Source organism: Frankia sp. CoWAU3 (assembly GCF_977971855.1).
On sequence record NZ_CDWWXB010000017.1, the window covers coordinates 27,095 to 29,862 of the forward strand.

The following is a 2,768-nucleotide window of genomic DNA, read 5'->3' on the forward strand; positions in this document are numbered from 1 at the left end:
GGGGCCGACGCGATCGCCCTGATGACAATGCATCGCTCCAAGGGCCTGGAATGGGAGGTCGTCGCCGTCCCAAACCTGACCAGCAAGGTGTTCCCCGACCTGACCGTGCGCGACCAGTGGACCACCTCGCCGGGCGTGCTGCCGATCCCGCTGCGCGGCGACGCCGGCGATCTGCCGGCGTTCACGGTCTGCGCCGAGAAGGCCGCCCTGGACGCCTTCCGGGCCGATGCCCGTCAGTACGCCGAGCGGGAGGAACGCCGGCTCGCCTACGTCGCGGTCACCCGGGCGAAGTCGCTGCTGTTCGCGAGCGGGCACTGGTGGGGGCCCACCCAGAAGACCCCACGCGGTGCCTCGGTGTTCCTCGACGAGCTCGCCGAGCACGCCCGCACCGGCGGTGGGCTGGTCGATGTCTGGGCGCCGGAGCCGGCGGAGCGTACCAACCCGGCGCTGGCGACGCCGGAACGGTTCGCCTGGCCGATCCCCTACGAGCCGGAGCCGTACGCCCGGCGCCTCGCCGCGGCCGAGGGGGTCGTGGCGCGGCTGGCCGCGCTGAGCGTACCGGGGGCGTCGGTGGAACCGGCCGGGGAACCGTTCGTCGACGGTCCGGCCGGGATGACGGCGGCCGAGCGCGCCCTGCTCGCCGAGCTCGACCGGGAGGCCCGGCTGCTGCTCGCCGAAGAACGCGCGGCACGCCTCGCGCGGACCGATGTCGCCCTGCCGGCGAGCCTCACCGCGTCCCAGATCGTCCGGCTGCGTGCGGACCCGGAGGCGTTCGCCCGGGAGCTGGTCCGGCCGCTGCCGCGCCGTCCGGTGGCCGCGGCCCGTCGCGGTACCCGGTTCCACGCCTGGGTTGAGGAGATTTTCGACTACCGTGCACTGATCGACACCGAGGATCTGCCCGGCGCGGCCGACGCGGAGCTCACCGACGACGATCTGCGCTCGCTGCAGCAGGCGTTTCTGCGTACCGCGTACGGTGCCCGGCGGCCGTTCGCGATCGAGGCACCCTTCGAGCTCCGCCTCGCCGGGCGGATCGTGCGCGGTCGCATCGACGCTGTCTACGACCTCGGCGGCGGTCGATGGGAGGTGGTCGATTGGAAGACCGGCCGGTCCGATGCCGACGATCTTCAGCTCGGGATCTATCGGCTGGCCTGGGCCCGCCTGCGGGGCGTCGACCTGAGTGCGGTCGACGCCGCCTTCCTGTACGTGCGTACCGGCGCCGTTGTCCGGCCCCCGACGTTGTCCGAGGAGGAGCTCGCCGACCTGCTCGCGAGTCCGAGCACCGGGCCCGCCGCGGGTCAGGCCCGCGGGTCGGCGAGGTCGACGGACAGCGCCAGGTGATCCGAGATGGGCACGCGGCGGGCCTGCACGGCGATGATCCTGCCTACCGGCCCGCGGGCCAGCACATGGTCGAGCTGCACCCGCGGGGAGTGCGCGGGGTAGGTGGGCGTCACCGCCAACCGGCGCCAGCGGGTGAGCGCGGCCGGTAGCCGGCCGGGCAGGTTCAGATCGCCCAGCAGGACCAGCGGCCCCGGGACGTCCGCGAGCCGGCGGGCCAGCCGGCGCAGCTGCACGGCGTTCCAGCCCGGCACGAACGACAGATGGGTGTTGACCACCGTCAGCGGGCCCCCGGCCGACTCCACCCGCGCGGCGATCGCGGCCCGCGGCTCGTCGTCGAGCATGATCAGACGTCCCCGCCTGCCCGGCCCCCCCGGTATCGCGATCGGGGACCGCACCGGCGCCCGGCCGAGGTCGATCACTCGCCACTCACGGACGGGCAGCCGGCTGATCAGAGCGATGCCGTACGCCGGCTCGTCGTCCCGGCGCTGCCCGTCAGCCGGCCGCCAGCCCACGCCGGGCGTGCCGAAGACGGTGGGGACGAACCGCCAGTCGTCGTCGCCGGCTCCGATCATCGCCGCCGCCTCTGCGGCGAGGTCCAGCCCACCCGATCGTGGCTGGTCGAGATCGACCTCCTGGAGCCCGAGGACGTCCACGCCGAGAGCGGAGACGGCCGCGGCGAAGCGGGCGGGCTCGACCGTCCCATCCGTGAGCGACAGGCCGTGCATGATGTTGAAGGAGCCCAGCCGCACGCCTGGACCGTATCGGATGCGAGGTCCGTCACGGCCCGGGTGGCCGACCCCGCACCGCCGCGGGACGGCGGGAGCCCGGGCCCCGGCCCTCGTCCGTGTCCTCGCGGACCGCGGCGCTCACCGGGTCGGTGGCCACGTCCTCGGCGCCCCCGGCGCGCAGCACCAGTTCGAGATCGAAGCGGGTGTCAGGGTCCTCCAGACATGGTCCGAACAGCTCGCGAAGCTGGTTGACCCGGTAGCGGACGGTCTGCGGATGGATGTGCAACCGCTCGGCGATCAGCCCGCGCTGCCCCCGCAGGGTCAGCCAGTACAGGAGGGTCTCGGCCAGCCGTTCCCTGGTCCGGTCGGGCAGCCCGTCAAGGGGGGCGAGCCGGCGGGACGCGAGGTCGGTGATGAGCCCGGGGTCGCTGGCCAGCAGCAGGGCGCTGAGATGTTCGTCGGTGAACAGGGGGTCGGCCGCGGCGATACCGCGAAGCCGCCCGGCGCTGCGGGCATCGCAGGCGAACCTCGCCCGCGCCGCGCTCGCCGCCGCCTGACCCCACGGCACGGCCGGTCCCACCACCGCGGCGAGCCCGGCGAGCTGTTTCGCCAGTGCCGCCCGGGTGGCCGCCCGCTCGGTCGAGCCGACGAACACCCAGATGTCTCCCCCCTGCACAGCGCTGGGGCAGCCCGAGGGCAACC

3 protein-coding genes are annotated in these 2,768 nt (G+C 74.3%); 1 reads left to right on the forward strand and 2 read right to left on the reverse strand.

The annotated features are described in order from the left end of the window. On the forward strand, positions 1-1,338 hold a 1,338-nt coding region (locus AC08ON_RS03565), incomplete at its 5' end, for a RecB family exonuclease (RefSeq protein WP_476616441.1). On the opposite strand, the gene AC08ON_RS03570 is transcribed toward AC08ON_RS03565, so the two are convergent. Beyond that, positions 1,296-2,087 (reverse strand): endonuclease/exonuclease/phosphatase family protein, encoded by a 792-nt coding sequence (locus tag AC08ON_RS03570; protein ID WP_476606386.1) that lies wholly within the window; start codon positions 2,085-2,087, stop codon positions 1,296-1,298. The genes AC08ON_RS03565 and AC08ON_RS03570 overlap by 43 nt on opposite strands. A 28-nt stretch (positions 2,088-2,115) precedes the next feature. Then, the coding region (locus AC08ON_RS03575) for a helix-turn-helix domain-containing protein (protein WP_476616442.1) at positions 2,116-2,768 on the reverse strand (653 nt) is incomplete at its 5' end.